This is a genomic window from Cronobacter muytjensii ATCC 51329, assembly GCF_001277195.1.
Lineage (GTDB): Bacteria > Pseudomonadota > Gammaproteobacteria > Enterobacterales > Enterobacteriaceae > Cronobacter > Cronobacter muytjensii.
In genome coordinates this window covers 3,231,626-3,255,605 of sequence record NZ_CP012268.1, presented here as the reverse complement: position 1 = coordinate 3,255,605, position 23,980 = coordinate 3,231,626, and the positions used below count along the sequence as shown (strand labels likewise).

Below are 23,980 nucleotides of genomic sequence, written 5' to 3'. Positions count from 1 at the left end.
ATGGCAGATTATCAGGGAAAAAAAGTCGTCATTATCGGGCTTGGGTTAACCGGCCTTTCCTGCGTGGACTTTTTCCTGGGACGCGGCGTGACGCCGCGCGTCATGGATACCCGAATCTCTCCGCCGGGGCTTGATAAGCTGCCGGAAGAGGTGGAGCGCCATCTCGGCTCGCTGAATGACGCCTGGCTGTTAGAGGCCGATCTGATTGTGGCGAGCCCGGGCATTGCGCTCGCGCATCCGTCATTAAGCGCGGCAGCGGAGGCCGGCGTTGAGATCGTCGGCGATATCGAGCTGTTCTGTCGCGAAGCGCAGGCCCCCGTTATTGCGATTACCGGCTCAAACGGGAAAAGCACCGTGACCACGCTGGTAGGCGAAATGGCGAAAGCGGCGGGCGTGAACGTTGGCGTCGGCGGCAATATTGGCTTGCCGGCGTTAATGCTGCTGGAAGAAGGGCGTGAGCTTTATGTGCTTGAGCTTTCCAGCTTCCAGCTGGAGACCACGTACAGCCTGAAGGCAGCAGCCGCGACTATCCTTAACGTGACCGAAGATCACATGGATCGTTACCCGCTCGGCCTGCAGCAGTATCGCGCGGCAAAATTACGGATTTATGAAAACGCGACGGTGTGCGTGGTGAACGCGGACGATGCGCTGACCATGCCGGTGCGCGGCGCTGACGCGCGCTGCGTAAGCTTCGGTATTGATGTCGGAGATTATCACCTCAATCGCCAGCAGGGCGAAACCTGGCTGCGCGTGCGGGGCGAGAAAGTCCTGAATGTCAAAGAGATGCAGCTGGTTGGACAGCATAACTACACCAATGCGCTGGCGGCGCTGGCGCTGGCTGACGCCGCGGGCCTGCCACGCGCCAGCAGTCTGAAAGCGCTCACCACATTTGGCGGTCTGGCGCACCGTTTCCAGCTCGCTTTCGAGCATAACGGCGTGCGCTGGATTAACGACTCCAAAGCGACCAACGTTGGCAGCACCGAGGCGGCGCTGAACGGCCTGCATCTCGATGGTACGCTGCATCTGCTGCTGGGCGGCGACGGTAAATCAGCGGATTTCTCGCCGCTGGCGCGCTACCTGACGGGCGATCGCGTGCGTCTCTATTGCTTTGGCCGCGACGGCGACGCGCTGGCGGCGCTGCGCCCGGAAGTGGCGGAACGCACAGAGACGATGGAAGAGGCGATGAAATTGATTGCCGGGCGCGTGCAGCCGGGCGATATGGTGCTGCTTTCACCGGCCTGCGCCAGCCTCGATCAGTTTAAGAATTTCGAACAGCGCGGCGACGTCTTTACGCGTCTTGCGAAGGAGCTTGGCTGATGCGTTTATCTCTCCCGCGCCTTCGCCTGCCGCGTCTGCCCGGTATGGGTATTCTCGCCTGGCTGTTTATGGCGCTCCGTGGCTGGGTAATGGGCTCGCGCGAGAAAGACACCACCAGCCTGGTCATGTACGACCGCACGCTGCTATGGCTGACGTTCGGGCTTGCGGCGATCGGTTTTATCATGGTGACTTCGGCGTCGATGCCGGTGGGGCAGCGTCTGGCAAACGATCCGTTCCTGTTCGCCAAGCGTGACGGCATCTACATTCTGCTGGCATTTGCTCTGGCGCTTGTTACGCTGCGTCTTCCGATGGAATTCTGGCAACGCCACAGCGCCGCGATGCTGATAGCTTCCATAGTGATGCTGCTGATCGTGCTGGTAGTAGGGAGCTCGGTCAACGGGGCGTCCCGCTGGATTGCGCTCGGCCCGCTGCGTATCCAGCCTGCGGAATTCTCCAAGCTGTCGCTCTTTTGTTACCTCTCGAACTACCTGGTGCGTAAGGTTGACGAGGTGCGCAACAACCTGCGCGGCTTCTTAAAACCGATGGGCGTGATCCTCGTCATGGCGGTACTGCTGCTCGCGCAGCCTGACCTCGGTACCGTGGTGGTGCTGTTCGTCACGACGCTTGCGATGCTGTTTCTTGCAGGTGCCAAGCTCTGGCAGTTCATCGCGATTATCGGCATGGGCATCTCGGCGGTCGTGCTGCTGATCCTCGCCGAGCCGTACCGTATTCGCCGCGTAACCTCGTTCTGGAACCCGTGGGAAGATCCGTTTGGTAGCGGCTACCAGCTTACCCAGTCGCTGATGGCGTTTGGCCGCGGCGAGTTGTGGGGACAGGGGCTGGGAAATTCCGTCCAGAAGCTGGAGTATTTACCCGAAGCGCATACCGACTTCATCTTCTCCATTATTGGGGAAGAACTGGGATATATCGGTGTGGTACTGGCGCTTTTGATGGTATTCTTCGTGGCTTTTCGCGCCATGTCGATCGGGCGTCGCGCGCTGGAAATCGATCAGCGTTTTGCGGGCTTTTTGGCCTGTTCTATCGGCATCTGGTTTAGCTTCCAGGCGCTGGTTAACGTCGGCGCGGCGGCGGGTATGCTGCCAACGAAGGGCCTGACGCTGCCGCTTATCAGTTACGGCGGCTCGAGCCTGCTTATCATGTCGACGGCGATTATGTTTTTGTTGCGCATAGATTATGAAACGCGTCTGGAGAAAGCCCAGGCGTTTACACGAGGTTCACGATGAGTGGTCAACCAAAGCGGCTGATGGTGATGGCGGGCGGAACGGGCGGACACGTCTTTCCGGGGCTCGCCGTAGCGCACCATCTGATGGCGCAGGGATGGCAGGTTCGCTGGCTGGGGACCGCCGATCGCATGGAGGCAGACCTGGTGCCGAAACACGGCATTGAGATCGATTTTATTCGCATCTCCGGCCTGCGTGGTAAAGGCATGAAGGCGCTGCTGCTGGCGCCGGTGCGTATTTTTAACGCCTGGCGTCAGGCGCGGGCGATCATGAAGCGTTTCCAGCCCGATGTGGTGCTGGGCATGGGCGGCTATGTTTCTGGTCCTGGCGGGCTGGCGGCGTGGTCGCTCGGTATTCCGGTCGTGCTGCATGAGCAAAACGGCATCGCGGGGCTGACGAATAAGTGGCTCGCGAAAATCGCCAGCCGCGTCATGCAGGCGTTTCCTGGCGCGTTCCCGAAAGCGGACGTGGTGGGTAACCCGGTGCGCACTGACGTGCTGGCGCTGCCGTTGCCGCAGGCGCGTCTGGCTGGCCGCGAGGGGCCGGTACGGGTGCTGGTGGTTGGCGGCTCCCAGGGCGCGCGCGTATTGAACCAGACGATGCCGCAGGTGGCGGCGCAACTGGCCGATGCCGTGACTATCTGGCATCAGAGCGGTAAAGGCGCGCAGGCGGACGTGCAAAAGGCGTATGCCGACGCGGGTCAGCCGCAGCATAAAGTGACGGAATTTATCGACGACATGGCGGCTGCCTACGCGTGGGCGGATGTGGTTGTCTGCCGCTCCGGCGCGCTGACGGTAAGTGAAATCGCCGCGGCGGGCTTACCGGCGCTGTTCGTACCGTTCCAGCATAAAGACCGACAGCAGTACTGGAACGCGCTGCCGCTGGAGAAAGCTGGCGCCGCGAAGATTCTGGAGCAGCCGCAGTTTACCGTTGAGGCGGTAAGCGAGACGCTGAAGGGATGGGATCGCGTCACGCTGCTCGACATGGCTGAGCGGGCGCGCGCTACCGCTATTCCCGACGCGACCGAACGGGTCGCGGATGAAGTACGCGCGGTCGCCCGCGCGTAACGATTGCGGATAATGTTTGTTCCGCGTGAATTGATGATGTTATGGCGTTTGCCAAAGGCTTTTAAAGAATGAATACACAACAACTGGCGAAACTGCGTTCTATCGTGCCCGAGATGCGTCGCGTCCGGCACATTCACTTCGTTGGCATCGGCGGCGCCGGTATGGGCGGTATTGCGGAAGTGCTGGCTAACGAAGGCTACCAGATCAGCGGGTCCGATCTGGCACCGAACGCTGTCACGCAGCAGTTGACGGCGCTGGGCGCCACGATTTATTTCAACCACCGTCCGGAAAACGTTCTGGATGCGAGCGTGGTGGTGGTCTCCAGCGCCATTTCTGCGGATAACCCGGAAATTGTGGCGGCCCACGAGGCGCGCATTCCGGTTATTCGCCGCGCGGAGATGCTGGCGGAGTTGATGCGCTTTCGCCACGGCATCGCTGTCGCCGGTACGCATGGCAAGACCACGACCACCGCGATGGTGTCGAGCATTTACGCTGAAGCCGGGCTGGACCCAACTTTCGTTAACGGCGGGCTGGTTAAAGCGGCAGGGACGCATGCGCGCCTTGGCAACAGCCGTTATCTGATTGCTGAAGCGGACGAAAGCGACGCGTCATTCCTGCATTTGCAGCCAATGGTGGCCATTGTGACGAATATCGAAGCCGACCATATGGACACGTATCATGGTGATTTTGAGAACCTGAAACAGACGTTTATTAACTTTCTGCACAATCTGCCGTTTTACGGCCGTGCGGTGATGTGTGTGGACGATCCGGTTATCCGTGAGCTGCTGCCACGCGTTGGCCGTCAAATTACCACTTATGGTTTCAGCGAAGATGCCGATGTACGTGTGGAAAATTATCGTCAGACCGGCGCGCAGGGCCATTTCACTCTCGTGCGTCAGGACAAGCCTGAACTGCACGTGACTCTTAACGCCCCTGGCCGCCATAACGCGCTCAACGCGGCGGCGGCGGTGTCGGTGGCCACGGAAGAAGGGATTGAAGACGAGGCCATTCTGCGCGCGCTGGAGAGCTTCCAGGGCACCGGGCGTCGTTTCGATTTCCTGGGCGAGTATCCGCTTGCTGATGTGAACGGCAAAGCGGGCACCGCAATGCTGGTGGATGACTACGGTCATCACCCGACGGAAGTCGACGCGACCGTACGCGCGGCGCGCGCGGGCTGGCCGGAGAAAAATCTGGTGATGATTTTCCAGCCGCATCGTTATACCCGTACGCGCGATCTGTATGACGATTTCGCCAACGTATTGTCCCAGGTTGACGTACTGTTAATGCTGGACGTATACCCGGCGGGCGAAGCGCCGATTCCTGGCGCCGACAGCCGTTCGCTGTGCCGCACCATTCGTGCGCGCGGCAAAGTAGACCCGATTCTGGTCTCCGATCCGACGCAAGTCGCCGCCATGCTGGCGCCGGTCCTGTCGGGCAACGATTTGATTCTGGTTCAGGGCGCGGGCAATATCGGTAAAATTGCCCGCCAGCTGGCGGAAGCGAAGCTGCAACCGGAGGAGAACGCGCATGGCTGAGAAAATTGCCGTACTGCTGGGCGGCAGCTCAGCGGAGCGTGAGGTCTCCCTGCAATCAGGCAGCGCCGTGCTGGCGGGCCTGAAACAGGCGGGCGTCGATGCGTATGCGATTGACCCGCGCGACGTGTGCGTCACGACGCTGAAAGAAGAAGGGTTCGATAAAGTTTTTATCGCGCTGCATGGTCGCGGCGGTGAAGACGGCACGCTGCAGGGGACGCTGGAATATCTCGGCCTGCCTTACACCGGCAGCGGCGTGATGGCTTCGGCGATCACGATAGATAAATTGCGCACCAAACTGCTCTGGCAGGGCGCCGGGTTGCCGGTCGCGCCGTGGGTGGCCCTGGAGCGCCGCGATATCGTAAGCGGCCTGAGCGAGACGCTGAAAGCGCGTATCGCCGCGCTTGGCCTGCCGGTTATCGTGAAGCCGAGCCGTGAGGGTTCAAGCGTTGGTATGTCGAAAGTCGACAGCGCCGATGCGCTGATGCCTGCACTGGCGCTGGCGTTTGAACATGACAGCGAAGTGCTGGTCGAAAAATGGCTGAGCGGCCCGGAGTTTACCGTGGCTATCCTGGGAGACGACATCCTGCCCTCGATTCGCATTCAGCCTGCCGGCGTGTTTTACGACTACGAGGCGAAATATCTCTCGGACGAGACGCAATATTTCTGCCCGAGCGGGATTTCAGCCGACCGCGAGCAGGCGCTGCAGGCGCTGGTAATGGACGCCTGGCGCGTGCTGGGCTGTCAGGGCTGGGGCCGCGTGGACGTGATGCAGGACAGCGACGGCGGGTTTTATCTGCTTGAAGTGAACACGGCGCCGGGTATGACCAGTCATAGTCTGGTGCCGATGGCGGCGCGTCAGGCAGGGATGAGCTTCTCGCAGCTGGTGGTGCGTATTCTGGAGCTGGCGGACTGATATGTCGCAGGCTGCGCTGAACACGAAAAATCGTCCTGAAGAAAATACGGTTTCGCGCCGTAATAATGGGACGCGTCTTGCAGGCATCGTCTTTCTGCTGGCGGTCGTGTTAACCGTGATATTCGGCGGCTGGATGGTGCTGGGATGGATGGAAGACGCCCAGCGCCTGCCGCTGTCAAAGCTGGTGGTGACAGGCGAACGCCATTACACCCGCAACGATGATATTCGTCAGTCCATTCTGGCGCTGGGCGCGCCGGGAACGTTTATGACGCAGGACGTGAATATCATCCAGAATCAGATAGAACGCTTGCCGTGGATCAAACAAGCAAGCGTAAGAAAGCAGTGGCCGGACGAATTGAAGATTCATCTGGTTGAATATGTGCCGATAGCACGCTGGAATGACCAGCACATGATCGATACCGACGGCACCGCTTTTAGCGTGCCGTCCGATCGCGCCAATAAGCAGAGCTTACCGCTGCTTTACGGCCCTGAAGGCAGCGAGAACGAAGTGCTGCAAGGTTACCGGGCGATGGGCCAGGTACTGGCGAAAGATAAATTTACGTTGAAAGAAGCGGCGATGACCGCGCGTCGCTCCTGGCAGGTGACGCTGAGCAATGATATCAAGCTCAACCTCGGCCGGGATGACACCATGAAACGCCTGGAACGCTTTGTAGAGCTGTACCCGGTTCTGCAACAGCAAGCGCAAACTGACGGCAAGCGGATAAGCTACGTCGATTTACGCTACGATTCCGGCGCGGCGGTCGGCTGGGAGCCGGCCCCCACTGAGGAAATTAATCAGCAACAGAATCAGGCACAGGCAGAGCAACAATGATTAAGGCGACGGACAGAAAACTGGTAGTTGGACTGGAGATTGGCACCGCGAAGGTCGCCGCTTTGGTAGGGGAAGTTCTGCCCGACGGTATGATCAATATCATTGGCGTGGGGAGCTGTCCGTCCCGCGGGATGGATAAAGGCGGCGTCAACGATCTGGAGTCCGTGGTGAAGTGCGTTCAGCGCGCAATAGACCAGGCCGAACTGATGGCGGATTGCCAGATTTCTTCGGTCTACCTGGCGCTTTCCGGCAAGCATATCAGCTGCCAGAACGAAATTGGCATGGTGCCGATCTCTGAAGAGGAAGTAACGCAGGAAGATGTTGAAAATGTTGTCCATACCGCAAAATCAGTACGCGTTCGTGACGAACATCGCGTTTTGCATGTAATTCCTCAGGAATACGCTATTGATTACCAGGAAGGGATTAAAAACCCCGTTGGGTTATCCGGCGTTCGCATGCAGGCGAAAGTACATTTAATCACCTGTCACAACGACATGGCGAAAAACATCGTCAAGGCAGTGGAACGTTGCGGCCTGAAAGTTGACCAACTTATTTTTGCGGGCCTGGCGTCCAGTTATTCCGTATTAACGGAAGACGAGCGTGAGCTGGGCGTCTGCGTAGTGGATATCGGCGGTGGTACAATGGATATCGCCGTCTATACCGGCGGTGCGCTGCGTCATACTAAAGTTATTCCTTACGCGGGTAACGTCGTGACCAGTGATATTGCTTACGCGTTTGGCACGCCGCCGAGCGATGCCGAAGCGATAAAAGTACGCCACGGTTGCGCGCTGGGCTCCCTCGTTGGCAAAGACGAGAGCGTTGAAGTGCCGAGCGTGGGCGGTCGTCCGCCGCGCAGCCTGCAGCGTCAGACGCTGGCGGAAGTGATTGAGCCGCGTTATACCGAGCTGCTTAATCTGGTGAACGAAGAAATTCTGCAGTTGCAGGAGCAGCTTCGCCAGCAGGGTGTGAAACATCATCTTGCGGCGGGGATTGTATTAACCGGCGGCGCGGCGCAAATTGAAGGTCTGGCAGCCTGCGCGCAGCGGGTGTTCCATACGCAAGTACGTATTGGACAACCTTTAAATATTACTGGCCTTACCGATTACGCCCAGGAGCCTTATTACTCCACGGCGGTGGGTTTACTGCATTATGGTAAAGAATCGCATCTGAGCGGTGAGGCGGAAGTGGAAAAACGGACTTCAGTTGGCTCGTGGATCAAACGGATCAACAGCTGGCTGCGAAAAGAGTTTTAATTTTTTTCAGAGACCGGACAAAATTAGCGGTCTCAGGCGAAAGGCACAAAACGGAGAGACATTATGTTTGAACCTATGGAACTGACCAACGACGCGGTGATTAAAGTCATCGGCGTCGGTGGCGGCGGCGGTAACGCCGTAGAACATATGGTGCGCGAGCGCATCGAAGGCGTGGAGTTCTTCGCAGTAAACACGGATGCCCAGGCGCTGCGTAAAACCGCAGTCGGCCAGACTATCCAGATTGGTAGCGGCATCACTAAAGGTCTGGGCGCAGGCGCAAACCCGGAAGTCGGTCGTAACGCTGCGGAAGAAGACCGTGAAGCGCTGCGCGCCGCCTTAGATGGCGCAGACATGGTGTTTATCGCAGCCGGTATGGGCGGCGGCACCGGTACCGGCGCAGCACCGGTTGTTGCTGAAGTGGCGAAAGACCTCGGCATCCTGACCGTGGCTGTTGTCACCAAGCCATTTAACTTTGAAGGCAAAAAGCGCATGGCGTTTGCCGAACAGGGTATTGCCGAACTCTCCCGTCATGTCGATTCCCTGATCACCATTCCTAACGACAAGCTGCTGAAAGTGCTGGGTCGTGGGATCTCCCTGCTGGATGCGTTCGGCGCAGCCAACGACGTGCTGAAAGGCGCGGTACAGGGTATCGCCGAGCTGATTACGCGCCCGGGTCTGATGAACGTCGACTTTGCGGACGTGCGCACCGTAATGTCTGAAATGGGTTACGCCATGATGGGCTCCGGCGTTGCGAGCGGTGAAGACCGTGCGGAAGAAGCCGCCGAAATGGCTATCTCTTCTCCGCTGCTGGAAGATATCGATCTGTCCGGCGCGCGTGGTGTTCTGGTCAACATCACCGCGGGCTTCGACCTGCGTCTGGATGAGTTTGAAACCGTGGGTAACACTATTCGTGCTTTCGCGTCGGATAACGCGACCGTGGTTATCGGTACGTCTCTCGACCCGGATATGAACGACGAACTGCGCGTGACCGTTGTTGCGACCGGTATCGGTATGGACAAGCGCCCTGAAATCACGCTGGTGACTAACAAGCAGGCGCAACAGCCAGCTATGGATCGCTACCAGCAGCATGGTATGGCGCCGCTGACTCAGGAGCAGAAACCGGCTTCTAAAGTCGTCAACGACCCGACGCCGCAGACCGCGAAAGAGCCAGATTATCTGGATATCCCGGCGTTTCTGCGTAAGCAGGCTGATTAAGAATAAGCCGGAAGTTGGGCATATGCGCTCTTTGTGCTAAAATGCCCCACCGGTTGTGATGTACACTATCGGTAAGGTGAATTATTTGGCGAGATTATACGATGATCAAACAAAGGACTCTTAAACGTATCGTTCAGGCGACTGGCGTCGGTTTACATACCGGCAAAAAAGTCACCCTGACGCTGCGCCCTGCGCCGGCAAATACCGGGGTCATCTATCGTCGCACCGACTTGAATCCTCCGGTAGACTTCCCGGCCGATGCCAAATCTGTGCGTGATACCATGCTCTGTACTTGCCTGGTCAATGAGCATGATGTGCGGATTTCTACCGTCGAGCACCTGAACGCGGCCTTAGCTGGCCTTGGTATCGACAACATCATCGTCGAAGTCGACGCGCCTGAAATCCCGATTATGGATGGCAGTGCCGCGCCGTTCGTTTACCTGCTGGTTGATGCAGGTATTGATGAACTGAACGTTGCGAAGAAATTTGTACGCATCAAAGAAACCGTGCGTGTTGAAGACGGTGATAAGTGGGCGGAATTCAAACCGTATAACGGTTTTTCGCTGGATTTCACCATTGACTTCAATCACCCGGCGATTGATGCCAGCAATCAGCGTTACTGCATGAACTTCTCTGCAGACGCCTTTATGCGCCAGATTAGCCGTGCCCGTACCTTCGGTTTTATGCGTGATATCGAATATCTGCAGTCCCGCGGTTTGTGCCTGGGCGGCAGCTTCGATTGTGCCATCGTTGTTGACGATTATCGCGTTCTGAACGAAGACGGCCTGCGTTTTGAAGATGAATTTGTTCGTCACAAAATGCTGGATGCGATTGGTGACCTGTTCATGTGTGGCCACAACATTATCGGCGCGTTTACCGCCTATAAATCAGGCCATGCGCTGAACAACAAACTGCTTCAGGCTGTCCTGGCCAAACAGGAAGCCTGGGAATATGTCACCTATGAAGACGAGGCTGAACTGCCTCTGGCTTTCAAAGCGCCGTCGCTGGTGCTGGCGTAACAGCATAGTCTGACTAAAGACGACTGGTAAACCAGGTACTCTCTCCGGCCTGTGTTCGCCAGTCGTTTTTTATTGCGCTTTTGCATTGCTCTTGTACAACCATTTTTCTCGTCGCCTTTTTCCCTGCTTTAGCATCTCTCTGGTAATGACTAACTGCTGGTTTCTTGTGCGGATTGCGTAAGGTATCGCAGCGATACTGCTGCCGCCTCGCAGGAATGATGGTAGTATTTATGCCCTTATTAATGACAATCTAACGCTGGCCCTGCCGGCGTTATCCGGTGGGTTACAGTGCCTGGTATATTCACGCGTTGGCGACAGTTTGGAAGACGCTATTTCTGGCCGCATCTCCTGTTGGGGATGGTCGCGGCCAGTCTTGGCCTGCCTGCGCTCAATAATAACGCTGAACCTGCCGCGCCTGCGGAGGCCAGCAGCAGTCATACCGGCACGCTGCGCAGTTTCGATTCACTGGTACTGCTCGGCGAAACATCCCGCCGTTCGGCGGCATTCGGGGTGGATTACTGGCAACAACACGCCATTCGCACCGTTATCCGTCATCTCTCTTTCGCTATGGCACCGCAAGCGTTGCCCATGGCGATGGAGGAAAGCTTTCCGCTTAAAGCGCAGCATCTTGCGCTGCTCGACACCTTAAGCGCGATGCTGACGCAGGCGTTTCAGCCTGCTGCCGCGCCTGTCCAGCCCGCGCCGCGTTTGCGTCCGCGTCTTTCCTTTACGGTTCCCGCCTGGATAAGCCAGGTGCAGGGCATCCGCGCCGGTCCTCGTCTCCTCGCCTGAGTCTGTCCGTTTTTTAATTATCTTATTTTTGCCTGTGCGAGGCTTGAGAGAATTTATTATGTTAATCAAAATGTTAACCAAGGTATTTGGTAGTCGTAACGATCGTACTTTACGCCGTATGCGTAAGGCCGTTGCGCTTATTAATGGTATGGAACCGGCGCTGGAAAAGCTTTCCGATGAAGAGCTGAAAGGTAAAACCGCTGAGTTCCGCGCGCGTCTGGAAAAGGGCGAAACGCTGGAAAACCTGCTGCCGGAAGCCTTCGCGGTGGTACGTGAGGCAAGCAAGCGCGTCTTTGGCATGCGTCACTTTGACGTACAGCTTCTGGGCGGTATGGTGCTTAACGATCGCTGCATCGCGGAAATGCGTACCGGTGAAGGTAAAACCCTGACGGCGACGCTGCCGGCCTACCTGAATGCGCTGACCGGTAAAGGCGTTCACGTTGTGACCGTCAACGACTACCTGGCGCAGCGTGACGCCGAAAACAACCGCCCGCTGTTTGAATTCCTGGGCATGAGCGTCGCGGTGAACATGTCCGGCATGCCAGCCCCTGCGAAACGCGAAGCCTATGCTGCGGATATCACCTACGGCACCAACAACGAATACGGTTTCGACTACCTGCGCGACAACATGGCGTTCAGCCCGGAAGAGCGCGTACAGCGTAAACTCCATTACGCGCTGGTGGATGAGGTTGACTCCATTCTTATCGATGAAGCCCGTACGCCGCTTATCATCTCCGGCCCGGCGGAAGACAGCTCTGAGCTTTACAAAAAAGTTAACAAAATCATCCCCCATCTGGTGCGTCAGGAGAAAGAAGACTCCGACACCTTCCAGGGCGAAGGTCACTTCTCTGTCGACGAAAAAGCGCGTCAGGTTAACCTGACTGAACGCGGGCTGGTGCTGGTCGAGGAGCTGCTGGTTAAAGAAGGCATCATGGACGAAGGCGAGTCGCTTTATTCGCCGGGCAACATCATGCTGATGCATCACGTCACCGCCGCGCTACGCGCGCATGCGCTTTTCACTCGCGATGTTGACTACATCGTTAAAGATGGTGAAGTCATCATTGTCGATGAACACACCGGTCGTACCATGCAGGGCCGTCGCTGGTCTGATGGTCTCCATCAGGCGGTGGAAGCCAAAGAAGGCGTGGAAATTCAGAATGAAAACCAGACGCTGGCATCCATTACGTTCCAGAACTATTTCCGCCTCTATGAAAAGTTGGCCGGGATGACCGGTACGGCGGATACCGAAGCGTTTGAATTCAGCTCTATCTATAAGCTGGATACCGTTGTGGTGCCGACGAACCGTCCGATGGTGCGTAAGGATCTGCCGGATCTGGTTTACATGACCGAAGCCGAGAAGATAGACGCGATCATCGAAGATATTAAAGATCGTACGGCGAAAGGCCAGCCGGTGCTGGTGGGTACTATCTCCATTGAGAAATCCGAAGTGATTTCTCAGGCGCTGACCAAAGCGGGCATCCAGCACAACGTCCTGAACGCCAAGTTCCATGCACGTGAAGCAGATATCGTCGCGCAGGCGGGTTATCCGGGCGCAGTGACTATCGCCACCAACATGGCAGGCCGTGGTACCGATATCATGCTGGGCGGCAGCTGGCAGGCAGAAGTCGCCGAGCTGGAAGCGCCGACCGAAGAACAGATTGCGCAGATCAAAGCCGACTGGCAGAAACGTCACGATGCGGTACTGGCATCGGGCGGTCTGCACATTATCGGCACCGAGCGCCACGAGTCGCGCCGTATCGACAACCAGCTGCGTGGCCGTTCCGGTCGTCAGGGCGATCCGGGTTCTTCTCGCTTCTACCTCTCCATGGAAGATGCGCTGATGCGTATTTTCGCCTCGGATCGCGTAGCTAACATGATGCGTAAACTGGGGATGAAACCGGGCGAGGCGATTGAGCACCCCTGGGTCACGAAGGCGATTGCCAACGCGCAGCGTAAAGTGGAAAGCCGTAACTTCGACATCCGTAAACAGCTACTGGAATATGATGACGTCGCCAACGATCAGCGCCGCGCCATCTACACCCAGCGTAACGAGCTGCTGGATGTGGCTGACATCAGCGACACCATTAACAGCATCCGCGAAGATGTGTTCAAAGCGACCATCGATGCGCATATTCCGCCGCAGTCGCTGGAAGAGATGTGGGACATTCCGGGCCTGCAGGAGCGTCTGAAAAACGATTTCGATCTGGAGTTGCCGATTGCAGAGTGGCTGGATAAAGAGCCGGATCTGCATGAAGAAACCCTGCGCGAGCGTATTCTGGAAAGCGCGAAAGAGGTCTATGCCCGTAAAGAAGAAGTGGTTGGCGCTGAGATGATGCGTCACTTCGAAAAAGGCGTGATGCTGCAGACGCTGGATTCACTCTGGAAAGAGCATCTGGCGGCAATGGATTACCTGCGTCAGGGTATCCACCTGCGCGGTTATGCGCAAAAAGATCCGAAGCAGGAATATAAGCGTGAATCTTTCGCTATGTTCGCAGCCATGCTGGAGTCGCTGAAGTATGAAGTGATCAGCACGCTCAGCAAAGTACAGGTGCGTATGCCGGAAGAGGTGGAAGCGATGGAGCAGCAGCGACGTGAAGAAGCGGAGCGCCTGGCGCAGATGCAGCAGCTCAGCCATCAGGATGACGAAACCGCTGCCGCGGCCGCACTTGCCGAGCAGAGCGGCGAGCGCAAAGTAGGCCGCAACGATCCGTGCCCGTGCGGCTCCGGTAAGAAATATAAGCAGTGCCACGGCCGCTTAAGCTAACCCGTTATTAAGCATCACAAAAGGCGCAGATATCTGCGCCTTTTTTACAGGAAAAAAGAATGAAAAAACTGCAAATCGCGGTAGGCATCATACGTAATCCACAGGGCGAAATCTTTATTACGCAGCGTGCCGCCGATGCGCACATGGCGAATAAATGGGAATTTCCTGGCGGTAAAATCGAAGCGGGCGAAACGCCGGAGGCGGCGCTGCGCCGTGAGCTCCAGGAGGAGACCGGGATCGTCGTGACGTCCGCCACGCTGTTTGAAACACTGGAGTATGCCTTTACGGATCGCCACATCAGTCTGTGGTTTTTCCTGGTGGAAAGCTGGGAAGGGAAGCCGTGGGGGAAAGAAGGGCAGCCGGGGCGCTGGGTGCATCAGCAGGCTCTGGAAGCGGAGGCGTTTCCTCCGGCTAACGAGCCTGTGATTGCTAAGCTGCGCCGCGCGCAACCTTAAGGCAGGTTTTCTTCTTCACTCCAGCCGTCACTGTCGGAGCGATCGCCGCTGCTGGGAATGCGTTTCTCTTCAGCGGCCCATTCGCCCAGATCGATAAGCTGGCAGCGTTTCGAGCAAAAGGGACGATACGGGCTCTGTTCGCCCCAGATAATTTCTTTGCCGCAGGTTGGGCAGTTAACGATAGTTGCGTCTGACATAGAGATTCCTTAACAGCAGGCCAGTTCAAAATCGAATCGTTCCGGTACGCGCCCGTGCTCGCTGTCGAGCGGCATAAAGCGGATCGCGAAGCGGCTTTTATGGCCGGAAATCTGTGGGTAAAGCGCTTCTTCCAGCGGAAGCTGCAGGCGCAGCAGATCGGCATCATCGCCGTTGTCCTGATAAAACCCGTTCAGGCTGGTTTGCTTACGAAACGGCGCAGACTGACGAATCAAATCCAGAATCATCTCCAGCGTGTGCGTCAGGGGCTGTAACGTGGCGAGCCAGTTGCTCACCTGAATATCGCGCTCTTCCTGCGGCGAGCAGAGCCAGACGTGCAGCAGCGGTAAATCGAAGCTACAGCAGCCGCCCGGAATACTGAGGCGCTGGCGCACCAGTGCGATAAGACGATCTTCACGCAGCGTCTGCCCCAGGCGGGGCGCTGCCATTAAGACGCTACTGCGCGCTTTGAGCTCCCGACGCAGTGCGTCGATGCGTTCGTTATCGACCCCCGGCACTTCGGCCCAGCTTTGCAGTTTACGCTGCTGGCGTTCCAGCTCTTTCAGCAGTTCGGTGCGGGTGTCCCCGCGTTCAAACACGTCCAGCAAATCGCCTGCATTGCGAAAGAAGTGCAGCGCGCTGGCATGATCGCGAACAGGCAGCAGCGCTTTCATTTGCTGGATGAGAAATTCGATACGCAGCCAGGTGCGCATTTTTTCATTCAGGGGGTGTTCAAAAAGAACGTGAGTCTGCATTACTTATTTTCCTGTGGAACGGCTTGCGCCGCCAGTTGCAGATAGCGTTGATGCAGACGTGCCACATCTTCGACTATCGTTTCCGGCGAGCCGTTATTATCTATAACGTCATCAGCGACAGCTAACCGGGTCTCGCGGCTGGCCTGCGCGTTCAGGATCTGCCCGGCATGCTCACGGGACACTCCATCGCGCTGCATGGTGCGCTGTATCTGCGTTTCTGGCGTCACGTCCACCACCAGCACGCGGTTAGCCTTCGTATGGAGTTCATTTTCAACCAGCAACGGCACGACCCAAAGCACATACGCCGAAGCGGCATGCGCAATTTCAGCCTGCGTCTGTTGATGGATAAGCGGATGCAGAAGCCCGTTAAGCCAGGCTTTTTCCTGCGGGGTTGAGAAGATAATTTCACGCAGCGCACGGCGATTGAGCGTGCCGTCGGGGTTGCAAATCGTCTGTCCGAAACGGGAGATAATGGCGTTTAATCCGGCGGTGCCCGGCTCAACCACCTGGCGGGCGATGATATCAGCATCCACTACGGTAACGCCGAGACGGGCAAAGGCGTCGGCGACTGTACTTTTGCCGCTCCCGATACCGCCCGTCAGTGCTACCGTATAAACCATAAAGCCTTTATCCCGAATCGTAAAATATGCGTAAGCCTCATGAAATAGCTGTTATTTCATCGCGTTGCGATGCGCAAGCAAACGGTGGCTGCGGCCTCGTTTATCGTCCTCGCGCACAAGGTAAATTTATAGGATTGTAGCGTAAAAAAGCGCGCTTTCGCAGTCTTGCGGCGCCATTATTAGTGCGTATGATAACGTCACTGGAGTTGGCAGTTGTCCCGCCGCACACGTTACGCGCTCATCGCCATTAACCCAGGAATCGCACATGCGTATTGAAGAAGATCTGAAGTTAGGTTTTAAAGACGTTCTTATCCGCCCGAAACGCTCTACCCTCAAAAGTCGCTCTGATGTTGAACTTGAGCGTCAGTTCACCTTTAAACATTCCCGCGTACAATGGTCTGGTGTTCCGATCATCGCTGCCAATATGGATACGGTCGGTACCTTTGGCATGGCGCAGGCGCTGGCGGCTTTCGATATTCTGACCGCTGTTCATAAGCATTACAGCGTGCAGGAGTGGGGCGAATTCATTCAGTCAGTGCCATCTACCGTGCTGAAACATGTGATGGTATCGACCGGCACCTCTGATGCTGACTTTGAAAAAACCAAAGAAATTCTCGCCCTTTCGCCGTTGCTCCAGTTTATCTGTATCGACGTTGCGAACGGCTACTCGGAGCATTTCGTTCAGTTTGTCGCGAAGGCGCGCGCCGCCTGGCCTGATAAAGCGATTATCGCCGGTAACGTTGTCACTGGCGAAATGTGCGAAGAGCTGATCCTGGCAGGCGCTGATATTGTTAAGGTCGGTATTGGTCCGGGCTCTGTCTGCACTACGCGTGTTAAGACCGGCGTGGGCTATCCACAGCTTTCGGCTGTTATCGAATGCGCGGATGCCGCACACGGCCTCGGCGGACAGATCATCAGCGACGGCGGTTGTACCGTACCCGGTGATGTAGCAAAAGCCTTTGGCGGCGGCGCAGACTTCGTGATGCTGGGCGGTATGCTGGCAGGCCACGACGAAAGCGGCGGCACCGTCGTTGAGCAGAACGGCGAAAAATTCATGCTTTTCTATGGTATGAGTTCCGAATCTGCGATGAACCGTCACGTCGGCGGTGTCGCGCAATACCGTGCCGCAGAAGGTAAAACCGTGAAGCTGCCGCTGCGTGGGCCGGTAGAAGAGACGGCGCGCGATATTCTGGGCGGGCTGCGTTCCGCCTGTACCTACGTCGGCGCCTCCCGTCTTAAAGAGCTGACCAAGCGCACCACTTTTATTCGCGTGCAGGAGCAGGAAAACCGGGTATTCAACAGCCTCTGAAGCGCTGATCTCACGCTGGCGCAGCCCTTGCGCCAGCATTAATTCATCCCGCTCATCGCATCTCCCAGCCGGAATATAGGCAGATACATCGCCACCACCAGCGTGCCGACAATGAGTCCAATCACCATCATCATCAGCGGTTCCAGCGTCGCCGCCAGCGTCTGGGCGCGATCGGACGTTTGCCCAAGATGCCATCCGGCGAGTTTCTCCAGCATAATATCCAGTGCGCCGGTCTCTTCTCCGGTACGAATCAACTGAATACACAGCGCGGTAAATACCACCTCCTGCTCCATCGCCTTCCATAACGGCAAGCCTTCTGCAATACCTTGTTTGACGCGTCCGACTGCCTGCTGCCATAAGGGCGACGTCAGCGTTTCCTCCACGCTGCCGAGGCTTTGTAGCAAAGGAATGCCGGCGCGCTGCATCAATGAAAGTACCGTATAAATCTGGCTTAGCTGCTGGCCGCGGATTAGCGGGCCGAACAGCGGGACTCTCAAAAGCCACGCCGCTTCGCGTAACTGCCATTTCGGGCTGCGCCGCAGCCTGACAATAACCACTGGAGCCAACAGCAACAGACTGAGCCACCAGATTGCATATTGCATTAACCCTTCTGAAAGCGCGATCACGGCGCGTGTTACCAGCGGTAGCGGGGTATTAAAAGAGCGATAGATAGCCGTAAACTGCGGTAGCACAAAACAGGTCATACCCAGCGTCAGCAACAGCGCGACGATAAAAATGAACGCTGGATAGCGCAGCGCCTTGATAACCTGTTTTCTTAGCTTTTGCTGATCTTCCTGCTGTTGCGCCAGTTGCTGACAGCATACGTCCAGCTTTCCGGTCAGCTCGCCCGTATGCATGAGCGAGATAAACAGCGGGGGAAAGATATCCGGCCACTGGCGCAGCGTCTCGGAAAAGGCGATCCCTCGTCCTAGCTGCTGCGCCAGTTGCCCAAGCAGCGCCTGCCATTGGGCCACCGGATGCTGACTCGCCAGCATGGTCAGCCCCTGCGTCAGACTGACGCCCGCCTGTAGCAGCGCAGCCAGCTGGCGGATCACCAGGATCCTGTGCTCGCTGCCCCAGTGGCGTTTATTAATGCTTGCCCGCTTAAGCATTAACGGGTGAACGTCGCTATCCATTAACTGTAGCGAGGCGCTGATTCTGTCCGGCGCCCAGAGCATGCCTGAATCGCTAACGCCGTCTTTATTCACGCCGCGCCAGCGCCATAACTGGTTATCCATGCGGCGCACCCGATACGCGATAAAGTTCTTCCAGCGTAGTTAGTCCCGCCTCCACCGTCTGTAAACCATGTTCAAAAAGCGTGGTCATGCCCTGCGCCCGCGCCTGTGAAGCTATCTCATCAAGCGGCGCGCCGCTGGCGACAGTCTGGCGCAGCGCCGCGTTGATGCTGAGCAGCTCGAAAAGCGCAATCCGGCCATAGTAACCACCATAGCAGCGCTCGCACCCGCAGGCCTTATAAGGGTGAAGCGGGCGCGGCCAGAGCGAGGCCGGGAGCGTTACTGGCTCCGGTGAAAATACCCGACAGTAAGGGCAGAGCTTTCTGACCAGACGCTGCGCGATGACCAGCTCCAGCGCGGAGGCGAGCATCCAGCGCGGCAGCCCCATTTGCTCAAGGCGCACTAATGTTTCCGTTGTGGAATTAGTGTGTAGCGTGGAAAGCACCAGATGCCCGGTCTGCGCCGCTTTAACGGCAATTTCCGCAGTTTCGAGATCGCGGATCTCGCCAATCATAATGACATCCGGATCCTGTCTTAACAGGGCGCGTAACACGGCCTGAAAGGTGAGCCCCGCTTTGGGCAATACGGGTGTCTGGTTCAGCCCGGTGACAGGGATCTCTACTGGATCTTCCACGCTACAGATATTTACCTGCGGATCGTTAAGCGCGCTGAGCGCGGTATACAGCGTGACGGTTTTACCGCTCCCGGTGGGGCCCGTAACCAGTATCAGTCCCTGTGGGCGTTGCAAAGAGTTGCAAAAAAGCGTCTCCTGCGCATGTGACAGGCCCAGCGCCTGAACCTCAAGCGGCTGTTCCGTTTGTTGTAGCAGACGCAGAACCACTTTTTCGCCACAGCGGCAAAGCAGGGTAGAGATACGAAACGAGACCGTTCGGCCTGCAAGCACAATACTGAACTGCCCATCCTGCGGCAGTCTGCGCTCGGCGATATCGAGGTTGCCAAGCACTTTCAGGCGGGCGGTAAGCGCGCTGGCAAGGGCCGCAGGCAGCGGCGGCAGCGCGTGTAACACGCCGTCAATGCGAAAGCGTATCTGGTAATGCGTTTCCGCGGGTTCAAAATGAATATCAGACGCGCGTCGCTGCAGCCCCTGTTGCAGCGTCTGGTCAATCAACTGAACAACGGAAGCGCCTTCCTCCTGTACGGCAGGGCGTAACGGGTCTGCCGCCAGCTGTCTTTCTTTCTCCAGCCGCTCGGCGCTCCAGCACTCAATATCAATATGCCGGTGCGTGGAAAAACGCAGCGCGTCCATCAGCTCAGCGCTGGGTTCGCCCGCCACGGCAATATGTACCGTGGCGTCGTCGATATTCAGCACCAGCGCGTTATAGCGCTGGCATAAGGTATGCAGATAATCGAGAGACATCATGGAGCCCTCGCTTAAGGTAGCGTGCTGCGAAAGACATCTTCGCAGGCCTGCTGCAATGCGGTATCGCTGGTAGCGCAGGTTCGCTTCCAGCCTTCCATGCCGTTAGCCGTGTTCCACTGGGGCGTCAGCGTCACTGACAAACCGTTAAGGCTGTCCTGGCCGGTAACGCTGATAACGCCTTGTGCGACGGTCATTTCGCTCACATAGCGGGTGGTTTTGGGGGCGGGAATACCATTGGTGCCGGCATCACAGCTGCTGAGCCCGCCGCGATCGATAACGCAAAGCTCAATCGCGGTGCGATAGGGGGTGACGGTTTGCAGCATATCCGTCAACGCCGCTTTGCGAAGGTAGTTTTGATATGCCGGTACGCCAATAGCGCTAAGAATGGCGATGATGCCTATCACCACCATCAGTTCAATCAACGTAAAGCCGCTTTGTCTGTTCATGTTTCCTCCTTGTGTGGGTGATGCCACTTTGGCAGGCCATAACAGGCGTCACCAGGAGGACAAACAGATTCAGGAATCTGTCTTCAGAAGAATTTCATACCGTTGCAAAGCCCAACAGCACCGTTGCGTAACGTCTCGCAAAATCGTTAAGAAACAAGCGTGTCTTGTAAAAAGAGCAGGACAAGGCAGAGGAGAAAATTGATGATAAAGCGCAAGGTGAGGGCAGGCGAAAACCTGCCCGGTGTTATTTAGCGAAACGCGGCTTTAGCGAAAGCGCATGGAGAGGTCGAGCGCGCGAATATGTTTAGTCAATGCACCGACAGAAATGAAGTCCACGCCGGTTTCGGCGAATTCACGCAGCGTTTCCAGCGTGACATTGCCAGACACCTCAAGCCGCGCCTGGCCTGCGGTACGCTTAACCGCGGCACGCATCTGCTCTACGTTAAAGTTGTCGAGCATGATGATATCTGCGCCAGCGTTGAGGGCGTCATCCAGCTCGTCCAGCGATTCCACTTCGACTTCTACCGGCACGTCCGGGTGCAGCCAGAACGCTTTTTCCACTGCCTGGCGCACCGAGCCGGAGGCAATAATATGGTTTTCTTTAATCAGAAACGCATCGGAAAGCCCGAGGCGATGATTCGCTCCGCCGCCGCACAGCACCGCGTATTTCAGCGCGCTACGCAGCCCCGGAACAGTTTTACGGGTGTCGAGCAGTTGAGTATGGGTACCTTCCAGCAGCGCCACGTACCGGCGCACTTCGCTGGCGACGCCAGAAAGCGTCTGGACGAAGTTCAGCGCGGTGCGCTCGCCGGTCAACAGCACGCGGGAAGGACCTTCGAGTTCGAAAAGCGGCTGATCGGGCTGCACGCTGTCGCCATCATTCACACGCCAGGTCACGCTGACATCGCCGCCAAGCTGGATAAATACCTCATCAACCCAGCGCTTGCCGCAGAACACACCCGCTTCGCGCGTAATGACAACCGCGTGCGAGCGACTGTCTGGCGGTAACAACTGTGCAGTAATATCGCGGCTGGCATCCGTTTCGCCGCCGAGATCTTCACGCAGAGCCTGAGCGACGGTAACGGGGATATCCAGGGTGATTCTTTCCAGTAGCGCGTCACGTCGATGGTCCGGATTGTAACGGCGAGGCGGCATGATATAACTCCAGATTGGTGGCTAATCAAAAGAATGAAACATGCTACTCTGAAGCGAGTTTGAGTACCACAGAAAGGAGAACTGCGCATGCAGGTGAAAGATGGCTGGCTGGTGGATGCCAGGCTCGCGCCCTCGCCGCATCATGATTGCCGACCAGAGGACGAAGCGCCTTCGTTGCTGGTGGTGCATAACATCAGCCTGCCGCCAGGGGAATTTGGCGGCCCGTGGATTGACGCGCTGTTCGCCGGCACGCTTGACCCGGACGCACACCCTTATTTTGCCGGCATCGCCCACCTGCGTGTATCGGCCCACTGCTTGATCCGGCGCGACGGTGAGATTGTGCAGTATGTGCCTTTTAATAAACGTGCCTGGCATGCTGGCGTATCCTGCTATCAGGGGCGCGAACGCTGCAACGATTTTTCTGTCGGCATTGAGCTTGAAGGTACTGACACGCTGGCGTACACCGATGCGCAGTACCGGCAGTTGGCCGCGGTTACCCGCACATTGCTGGCGCTGTATCCGGCGATGAAGGGGCATATGACCGGTCACAGCGATATCGCGCCTGAACGTAAAACCGATCCCGGCCCGGCTTTTGACTGGCAGCGCTTTCGCGCCCTGGTGGCCGCCCCGTCTGATAAGGAGATGAGATGACGCTTTTCACCCTGCTGCTGGTGCTTATCGCCGAACGGCTTTTCAAGCTGGGCGAGCACTGGCAACTGGATCATCGCCTCGAGCCGCTGTTCCGCCGCGTGCGCCGCTTTTCATTGTTCTATACGCTTGGCATGACGGCGCTGGCGATGCTGGTCGTTTTCCTGTGTCTGCATGCCCTGGAAGGGTGGTTCTTCAATGTGCCGCTGTTGATTTTCTGGATTGTCGTCGGCGTGCTGTGCATCGGCGCGGGTGGCGTGCGCAGGCACTATCACGCCTACCTCAAAGCGGCGAGCCAGGATGACGCCCATGCGCGCGAAAACATGGCGTATGAACTAACACTCATCCACGGCGTGCCGCCCGGCTGCGATGAGCGGGAGTACCTGCGCGAGCTGCAAAACGGTCTGCTGTGGGTAAACTACCGTTTTTACCTGGCACCGATGTTCTGGTTTGTTGTGGGCGGCATGTGGGGCCCGGTCACACTGACCGGTTACGCCTTTTTACGCGCCTGGCAAAGCTGGGTTGCCCGCCATCATACGCCGCACCAGCGACTGCTTTCAGGCATCGATGCGGTGCTGCATGTCCTTGACTGGGTGCCGGTGCGTCTGGCAGGCGTGGTGTATGCGCTGGTCGGGCACGGTGAAAAAGCACTCCCCGCGTGGTTCGCTTCTTTACTTGATCGCTTTACGTCACAGTATCAGGTACTGACCGGTCTTGCGCAGTTTGCGCTGGCGCGCGAGCCGCATGTGGATAAAGTGGAAACGCCGAAAGCAGCGGTATCGATGGCGAAAAAGGCGACGCTGGTGATTGTGGTCGTGGTGGCGTTGCTGACGATATACGGCACGCTCATGTGAGCGCGCCGTTGAGGGGCATTATGGGTGATCGGCGGGCGGTACGCCAAACTGCGGCATGCCGTTTTCATCCCAGATAACCAGCTTTACGCGGGTATGGCGGTTCGGGTCCCAGAGCGGATCGCCTTCGATTTCCGTGTAATTACGCGCGTGGTAAACCAGCACATCCTGGCCGTCCGGCGTCGTTGTAAAGCTATTGTGGCCAGGCCCGTACTGTCGGTTTTCATAACTGGTGGTAAAGACAGGCTGCGGCGATTTATGCCAGTTGCGCAGATCACGCATATCGGCCGCCTGATCTATCCAGAGCAGCCCCATGCAGTAGTTCTCATCAGTAGCGCTCGCGGAGTAGGCGATAAACAAACGCTCGCCATGTTTCACCACCGCCGGGCCTTCATTGACTAAAAAGCCGCGGCACTCCCACTCCAGCTCAGGCTTACTCAACATCACCGGTTCGCCTTTCAGCGTCCACGGGTTTTCCATCTCACACAGGTACAAATTGGAGTTGCCCGGAATATCGGGCGCTTTCTGCGCCCACAAATACCAGAGTTTGCCCTGATGCTCGAACGTCGTCGCGTCCAGCGAGAAGGTGTCATACGGCGTTTGGATTTGGCCTTTTTCCACCCAGGTGCCGGTCAGCGGATCGCTGTCTGCACACTCCAGGACATACATCCGGTGCTGGAACATATTGTCTTTCAGCCCGCGCGTCGGGGCGGCGGCGAAGTAGATGTACCATTTGCCCTGGATATGGTGCAGCTCCGGGGCCCAGATAAGCTCGCTCATCGGGCCGGTGTCCGGCTTACGCCAGACTACCGCGGGTGCGGCATGACGCAGAGACTCGATAGACGGCGCGCGGCGGATCTCCAGCCGGTCATATTCCGGCACGGAGGCGATAAAGTAGTACTGGCCCTGATGGCGCAGAATAAACGGGTCGGCGCGCTGTTCAATCAGCGGATTCGGCCAGGGAGAAGTATTCATCATCGCT

The 23,980-nt window shown here is 57.3% G+C and carries 23 protein-coding genes; 15 read left to right on the top strand and 8 right to left on the bottom strand.

What is annotated here, in order from left to right; all coding sequences use genetic code 11:
* The 12 genes from murD (at position 1) to mutT (ending at position 14,403) form a co-directional block, all read left to right on the top strand.
* The gene (murD, locus tag AFK63_RS14980) at positions 1-1,317 is read left to right on the top strand and encodes a UDP-N-acetylmuramoyl-L-alanine--D-glutamate ligase (RefSeq protein ID WP_038864856.1); all 1,317 of its coding nucleotides are present in this window, start codon (positions 1-3) and stop codon (positions 1,315-1,317) included.
* Positions 1,317-2,561: a cell division protein FtsW gene (ftsW, locus tag AFK63_RS14975; protein WP_038864851.1), complete on the top strand. Its 1,245-nt coding sequence runs from the start codon at positions 1,317-1,319 to the stop codon at positions 2,559-2,561. The genes murD and ftsW overlap by 1 nt, the downstream gene beginning before the upstream one ends.
* Positions 2,558-3,625 (top strand): undecaprenyldiphospho-muramoylpentapeptide beta-N-acetylglucosaminyltransferase, encoded by a 1,068-nt coding sequence (gene murG / locus AFK63_RS14970; RefSeq protein WP_038864849.1) that lies wholly within the window; start codon positions 2,558-2,560, stop codon positions 3,623-3,625. The genes ftsW and murG overlap by 4 nt, the downstream gene beginning before the upstream one ends.
* A gap of 68 nt (positions 3,626-3,693) precedes the next feature.
* Complete coding sequence (gene murC / locus AFK63_RS14965; protein ID WP_038864847.1) at positions 3,694-5,160, top strand: UDP-N-acetylmuramate--L-alanine ligase; 1,467 nt, start codon at positions 3,694-3,696, stop codon at positions 5,158-5,160.
* Positions 5,153-6,073, top strand: coding sequence for a D-alanine--D-alanine ligase (locus tag AFK63_RS14960; RefSeq protein ID WP_038864845.1), 921 nt, complete (start codon positions 5,153-5,155; stop codon positions 6,071-6,073). The genes murC and AFK63_RS14960 overlap by 8 nt, the downstream gene beginning before the upstream one ends.
* Before the next feature lies 1 nt (position 6,074).
* Positions 6,075-6,905 (top strand): cell division protein FtsQ, encoded by an 831-nt coding sequence (gene ftsQ, locus AFK63_RS14955; protein WP_038864843.1) that lies wholly within the window; start codon positions 6,075-6,077, stop codon positions 6,903-6,905.
* Positions 6,902-8,158, top strand: coding sequence for a cell division protein FtsA (gene ftsA / locus AFK63_RS14950; RefSeq protein WP_004388394.1), 1,257 nt, complete (start codon positions 6,902-6,904; stop codon positions 8,156-8,158). Before ftsQ ends, ftsA begins: the two co-directional genes overlap by 4 nt.
* A gap of 63 nt (positions 8,159-8,221) precedes the next feature.
* Positions 8,222-9,373 (top strand): cell division protein FtsZ, encoded by a 1,152-nt coding sequence (gene ftsZ, locus AFK63_RS14945; protein WP_007677031.1) that lies wholly within the window; start codon positions 8,222-8,224, stop codon positions 9,371-9,373.
* Between the two features lie 101 nt (positions 9,374-9,474).
* Entirely contained in the window at positions 9,475-10,392 is a 918-nt protein-coding gene (lpxC, locus tag AFK63_RS14940) for a UDP-3-O-acyl-N-acetylglucosamine deacetylase (protein WP_004388392.1), read from the top strand.
* Positions 10,393-10,680: 288 nt separating this feature from the next.
* Positions 10,681-11,184 (top strand): secA translation cis-regulator SecM, encoded by a 504-nt coding sequence (gene secM / locus AFK63_RS14935; RefSeq protein WP_071603733.1) that lies wholly within the window; start codon positions 10,681-10,683, stop codon positions 11,182-11,184.
* Between the two features lie 58 nt (positions 11,185-11,242).
* Positions 11,243-13,948, top strand: a complete 2,706-nt coding sequence (secA, locus tag AFK63_RS14930; protein ID WP_038864833.1) for a preprotein translocase subunit SecA — start codon at positions 11,243-11,245, stop codon at positions 13,946-13,948.
* A 59-nt stretch (positions 13,949-14,007) separates the two neighbouring features.
* Positions 14,008-14,403 (top strand): 8-oxo-dGTP diphosphatase MutT, encoded by a 396-nt coding sequence (gene mutT, locus AFK63_RS14925; protein ID WP_038864830.1) that lies wholly within the window; start codon positions 14,008-14,010, stop codon positions 14,401-14,403.
* On the opposite strand, the gene yacG is transcribed toward mutT, so the two are convergent.
* The 3 genes from yacG to coaE are packed head-to-tail and all read right to left on the bottom strand — an operon-like array spanning position 14,400 to position 15,973.
* On the bottom strand, positions 14,400-14,600 hold the full coding sequence (yacG, locus tag AFK63_RS14920; RefSeq protein WP_007748637.1) for a DNA gyrase inhibitor YacG: 201 nt from the start codon (positions 14,598-14,600) through the stop codon (positions 14,400-14,402). The two genes, mutT and yacG, sit on opposite strands and share 4 nt — an antisense overlap.
* 9 nt (positions 14,601-14,609) lie before the next feature.
* On the bottom strand, positions 14,610-15,353 hold the full coding sequence (zapD, locus tag AFK63_RS14915) for a cell division protein ZapD (protein ID WP_038864825.1): 744 nt from the start codon (positions 15,351-15,353) through the stop codon (positions 14,610-14,612).
* On the bottom strand, positions 15,353-15,973 hold the full coding sequence (coaE, locus tag AFK63_RS14910) for a dephospho-CoA kinase (protein WP_038864822.1): 621 nt from the start codon (positions 15,971-15,973) through the stop codon (positions 15,353-15,355). Before coaE ends, zapD begins: the two co-directional genes overlap by 1 nt.
* Positions 15,974-16,238: 265 nt before the next feature.
* Here coaE and AFK63_RS14905 point away from each other — a divergent pair, with 265 nt between their 5' ends.
* Positions 16,239-17,282, top strand: coding sequence for a GMP reductase (locus tag AFK63_RS14905; RefSeq protein WP_038864818.1), 1,044 nt, complete (start codon positions 16,239-16,241; stop codon positions 17,280-17,282).
* Between the two features lie 38 nt (positions 17,283-17,320).
* Here AFK63_RS14905 and hofC read toward each other — a convergent pair whose 3' ends face one another.
* The 4 genes from hofC to nadC form a co-directional block, all read right to left on the bottom strand.
* Positions 17,321-18,520: a protein transport protein HofC gene (hofC, locus tag AFK63_RS14900; protein WP_038864815.1), complete on the bottom strand. Its 1,200-nt coding sequence runs from the start codon at positions 18,518-18,520 to the stop codon at positions 17,321-17,323.
* Complete coding sequence (gene gspE, locus AFK63_RS14895; protein ID WP_038864812.1) at positions 18,513-19,895, bottom strand: type II secretion system protein GspE; 1,383 nt, start codon at positions 19,893-19,895, stop codon at positions 18,513-18,515. The genes hofC and gspE overlap by 8 nt, the downstream gene beginning before the upstream one ends.
* Positions 19,896-19,909: 14 nt before the next feature.
* Positions 19,910-20,344: a prepilin peptidase-dependent pilin gene (gene ppdD, locus AFK63_RS14890; RefSeq protein WP_038864809.1), complete on the bottom strand. Its 435-nt coding sequence runs from the start codon at positions 20,342-20,344 to the stop codon at positions 19,910-19,912.
* 264 nt (positions 20,345-20,608) lie between these two features.
* The gene (gene nadC, locus AFK63_RS14885; RefSeq protein ID WP_038864805.1) at positions 20,609-21,499 is read right to left on the bottom strand and encodes a carboxylating nicotinate-nucleotide diphosphorylase; all 891 of its coding nucleotides are present in this window, start codon (positions 21,497-21,499) and stop codon (positions 20,609-20,611) included.
* Between the two features lie 87 nt (positions 21,500-21,586).
* Here nadC and ampD point away from each other — a divergent pair, with 87 nt between their 5' ends.
* Complete coding sequence (ampD, locus tag AFK63_RS14880) at positions 21,587-22,150, top strand: 1,6-anhydro-N-acetylmuramyl-L-alanine amidase AmpD (RefSeq protein ID WP_038864804.1); 564 nt, start codon at positions 21,587-21,589, stop codon at positions 22,148-22,150.
* Entirely contained in the window at positions 22,147-23,001 is an 855-nt protein-coding gene (gene ampE / locus AFK63_RS14875) for a beta-lactamase regulator AmpE (protein WP_038864803.1), read from the top strand. The genes ampD and ampE overlap by 4 nt, the downstream gene beginning before the upstream one ends.
* An 18-nt stretch (positions 23,002-23,019) precedes the next feature.
* Here the strand turns inward: ampE and AFK63_RS14870 are convergent, their stop codons facing one another.
* A complete protein-coding gene (locus AFK63_RS14870) occupies positions 23,020-23,973 on the bottom strand; it encodes a glycoside hydrolase family 43 protein (RefSeq protein WP_038864802.1) in 954 nt (317 codons plus the stop codon).
* Positions 23,974-23,980 lie beyond the last annotated feature (7 nt).